The sequence below is a fragment of the Propionivibrio sp. genome (assembly GCF_016790145.1).
Lineage (GTDB): Bacteria > Pseudomonadota > Gammaproteobacteria > Burkholderiales > Rhodocyclaceae > Propionivibrio.
This window is the reverse complement of record NZ_JAEUOI010000210.1, coordinates 1-4,085: the sequence shown is the minus strand read 5'-3', so window position 1 is coordinate 4,085 and position 4,085 is coordinate 1. Positions and strand designations below refer to the sequence as shown.

General features: G+C 52.6%; 6 protein-coding genes. All 6 read left to right on the top strand.

The features are described from left to right. The first annotated feature begins 106 nt into the window (after positions 1–106). Positions 107–352, top strand: coding sequence for a hypothetical protein (locus JNM42_RS17135; protein ID WP_294273045.1), 246 nt, complete (start codon positions 107–109; stop codon positions 350–352). 71 nt (positions 353–423) lie between these two features. Further along, entirely contained in the window at positions 424–915 is a 492-nt protein-coding gene (locus JNM42_RS17130) for a histidine phosphatase family protein (protein ID WP_294273043.1), read from the top strand. 960 nt (positions 916–1,875) lie between these two features. Then, on the top strand, positions 1,876–2,082 hold the full coding sequence (locus JNM42_RS17125; RefSeq protein ID WP_294273040.1) for an AlpA family transcriptional regulator: 207 nt from the start codon (positions 1,876–1,878) through the stop codon (positions 2,080–2,082). Positions 2,083–2,465: 383 nt separating this feature from the next. Continuing rightward, positions 2,466–2,783 carry a hypothetical protein gene (locus JNM42_RS17120; RefSeq protein ID WP_294273037.1) on the top strand — a complete coding sequence of 106 codons (318 nt, stop codon included), beginning with the start codon at positions 2,466–2,468 and terminating at the stop codon, positions 2,781–2,783. A gap of 10 nt (positions 2,784–2,793) precedes the next feature. After that, positions 2,794–3,441, top strand: a complete 648-nt coding sequence (locus JNM42_RS17115) for a hypothetical protein (RefSeq protein ID WP_294273035.1) — start codon at positions 2,794–2,796, stop codon at positions 3,439–3,441. 71 nt (positions 3,442–3,512) lie between these two features. After that, a partial coding sequence (locus tag JNM42_RS17110; protein ID WP_294273032.1) for an AAA family ATPase occupies positions 3,513–4,085 on the top strand: 573 nt, incomplete at its 3' end.

The window sequence follows — 4,085 nt, the reverse complement described above, 5'->3', positions numbered from 1 at the left end:
CGTGCGCTAAACCGTTCGCCGGCTCGCACTCATTGCTCCTCCGAAATGGGACGAAGAGCCATGTACAATACATTGTTTTTACTGACACAGTAAGACTAGAAGGCTGTTGGAAAGGTTCAAAGGGGTGCTTGTCTCTGACTTCTATGCGGCGTATGACTCGGTGCCGTGTCCCCAGCAGAAATACCTCATCCACCTGAGGCGCGACATTAACGAGGACCTCAACAAGAATCCGTTCGACCAAGAATCCAAAGGGATCGCCGAACGGTTACTGCGCATGGCAGGTATCGAAGATACACCGGCCTCTCAAAACTGGCTTGCCAACCCTGCGGCTACGTCCGCTGATGGCCGATAGCTGGAGTTCATCATGGTACCCGTAAGCAGACGATGGCAAAATGGTGACAAACGGCTTTCGCTGAGGGTTCAATGAAAAGAACGCTATTCCTTGTTCGTCATGCCAAGTCGAGTTGGGATGACGCTGCGCTGCCTGATAAGGAGCGGCCATTGGCCGACCGTGGAAAGCACGACGCGCCAATGATGGGGAAACGCTTGGCAAAGCGCCAAGTGAAACCTGATTTAATCTTGTCCAGCCCCGCGCGGCGCGCGCTTTCGACGGCGAACTTCATCGCCAAAGAGCTCAACTACAGGGCTAAGGATATCGTTGTGGATGACCGGCTGTATGCCACCGAGGCCGAGACACTGCTTGGCGTGATTGGTGAGCTCAGTGACAAGCTGAAGTGCGTGATGCTCTTTGGCCATAACCCCGAGTTCACCGACCTTGCGCATCGCTTGACCAACGAGCCTGCCCTCATGCCAACGTGCGCGGTCGCACAGTTCACGTTCGAGTCGACGTCATGGTCGTCCATCGGTACGACAAAGCCAGCGGAAGTCCTCTTCGACTACCCGAAGAAAGGGTAGCAAAATTGCTCGGCGGCAGCACGGTGTCGCCATGCGACCGCCGAAATACATCGCATTTCAGTCTGCCCCGAGATCTCCAGAGCGTCATCTACCTCGATTCCGAGATACCTGACTGTACTTTCGGTCTTATGTAGAGCGCTATATAAGGCCGATGAGAACTCATTGAAGGCGATATTGTGAGCGTCCGCAGCCAGAGGCGCAGCGGCCAACCATTTCCAAAGTGAACCCAAAACTAGTCTAAGAATCTGCTGCCATACCAAAAATTTACTGAGGATTGGATCGGCACGGATCGATAGGGCCGATAGGAGGAAGTTGACACTGACGCAGAAATACGCACACAATTCTCTGTAATCTGTGTGTCCATTTCGGACGCGCCCCGGAACGCAGCGACATCCGGGTGTCGGTTGAAGGTTGACCGACAAGCCGCTGAAGAAATGCTCGCAAGCCGCGAGAAAACGAAAATTGGAAGCGCGAGCTTCCTCCGTCTGCAAGACGATTCTGGGCTTCATGCTCTTACCTGCGTTTCGCAGGAACCCATGGCTTCCGCCATCTAAGCTTGGTTCAATTTTGTGGTTAGAACGGTGCGGTTTTCGATCGTCCACAATTTGTCACCACGCGAATTCACAAACGGAATCGTTGAGCGATCCTCCTGGTTGGACGAACCGGACGAGATGCGGATTGCCGCCGCAAACTCTCTCTGGACAGCACGTTACAGAGAAGTGGGTCCTTTGGCTCTACCAAGGCCCTGCAGGACGATATTGACCGGCAGATCAACCAAGATGGTACGCAAGCGGCGGCTACACATCCGCGCCTCGGTGCTACGGACACAGGTAACCATCAAAGAGAATGCGGCGTAACAACCGTTTCTCTTTTCTGTAAGGACTGAACAGTCCTTTCAAGATTTGAGAAGACGAGAAAAGGAGACGACGAGACTCCATTTATTTTTAATTAGGAGTTTTCATGGCAAATGAAATTTTTCAACAGAATGACTTCAGATTGGTCAGGTTGCCGGAAGTGTTGCTGCTTACAGGGCTTGCTCGGAGCACAATTTACAAGTGGGTTGGAGAAGGAAGATTTCCGCCGCCGATCAAAATTGGAGGAGGGCGATGCTCTGGATGGCGCTTCAGAGAAATCGCGTCATGGGTTGAGTCGTGTGGATGTCAGTAGGTGCCAAGCCTAGGCGTGGAGGACGAAATCCTTGGTCGTCAGAACTATCCACAAAACAGGAAACGGTCTCCATAAGGTGGAGTCCGCTTCAATTTAAATGGAATATAAATGCATTACAAATATAAATGCTGTACTTGACAAAATTAAAATTTGTATTCAGCATTATGTCCGTAGCCTTGTTTTACACTTTGGCTAGCACTTATTTTTCAACGTGCCTCTCACGTTGAGCAGGTTTTTCGGGTGACCGAAAACGCAAGTTGTGCAGCGATATGCACTTCCATAGATCTGGTTTGATGTGATTGAACCAGGTACCTGCAACCCTTTGGGGACTATTGGTCCCCCACAGGGATTCATGACGTCCTCAGAAAATCGAGAGGTACGTTGTGAATCAAAAAATACCACCGGCCATCGAAGACCTGCGGCATGGGACGCAAGTCCTTTACTTATGGGCAACGTGGCAAAAAAAGCACGCGCCTGAACGCCCCGTTCGAACCACAGTCTTCCGCAAGGGAGATTATCGTCTTGTGGTGCATCAATATGGCGCATCCCTCTGCGGCATCCTGAAACTGGCTGAAGTCAAGCCCAGGGTTCGGGAATTCCACGAGTGGCGTGAACCCTTCCAAAAGGTCCATTCCAAGCTGGTAAAACGAGGTTGGGCGCTGGTGTCTGACAGTGGGGAGGTGGGGCATGTGGCTCACTGAAACCGATCTGTTGGGTGATCCGGCAGGGATCAATCCACGCAAGCCTTTACCTTCATTTCGTCGCACTGCGGACAAATTTCTCCCCGTCTCGGTTGAGGCCCGGCGAAAAAAACTCGTGCGCTACCTTGAGACCTGCGGCAATTACGTGCTGTTTGACGAATTGTTTGAATTGCTCAAGCGCCCGATCCTCAAGTCTTTCGAGGTTCCGACTGAATATTCGTCGGATGTGAACGGTGTCGCCGTCGTTGAATTTGATGATGACGAGACTGAATCGACGCTCCAGATCCCTTACGAATCCTGGGGAACCCCTTGGGTCGTTGATGAAAAAGGCTTTAACTGGTCACATGAGAGTCTGCTGTTTTTGCAGGCCAGACTTTTTTGGCGGTCAGTCGAAGAACTGGCATTGAACAACAACGAGCAGGAGAAGTGGTCTGTTCTGCGTTGGGTTTTCAGGCCGGCCATCTGGAAGCACTATGTGTTCGACAAGAAACGGGGCAAGTCGCTCTGTCTTCCCGTGCACGAAAGAAATGACCCGTTTTCTTACCATAACTGCTGCATGTCGGCGCGCATGGACGAGGAACTGGTTCGTCAAGGAGTCCGCAGGAACATTCCTGTGGAAATTTACAAGGCCGTCGAAGACGTTTGCACGTTCGACTGACGGTCCCCGCTAGGGCGCAAACCCTAACGGGGCATGTGCCCTTTTATTTTGTCTTTTTGAAAGGACGCACCATGTTTGATTTGTCTTCAATCCTTGTAACGGTAGCCTATAGCCTCGTCGATGCCTTCGGACTCGATCCAAACGAAGTCGATCCGGCAATCACGGTGGATGGGTATGCCATTCCCGATCCCGCTACACTCACTGACCCTGTCGCCGCGTCCTACGCGGCTTTCCTGCGTTCTGCGATACCGCCGATCGATACCTACTATCAGTTCCGCAAGGACCTGGTCCGCGAGATTCGCTACTGGTGGTTTACGGGGCAGGGCGATGTCATGTTGTTGTGGGGTCCGACCGGCTCGGGAAAAACCTCGGTGTTTGAACAATGGTGTGCGCGTCTTGGCATCCCGTTGTTCATGGCCAAGGGTCACCGCCGTTTTGAACCCATGGAAGCTTTCGGGCAATTCGTCGGCGGTGAAAACGGAACCACCCCCTGGGTTGATGGCCCGCTAACGCTGGCGGCGCGGTATGGCCTGCCCTGCATCATCAACGAGTATGACCGCATTGCGGCGGATCGCGCCATTGTGTTCAACGATGTCTTTGAAGGGCGTTCGTTCCCGATCCCTGGCAAGTCGGGTGAAGTGGTC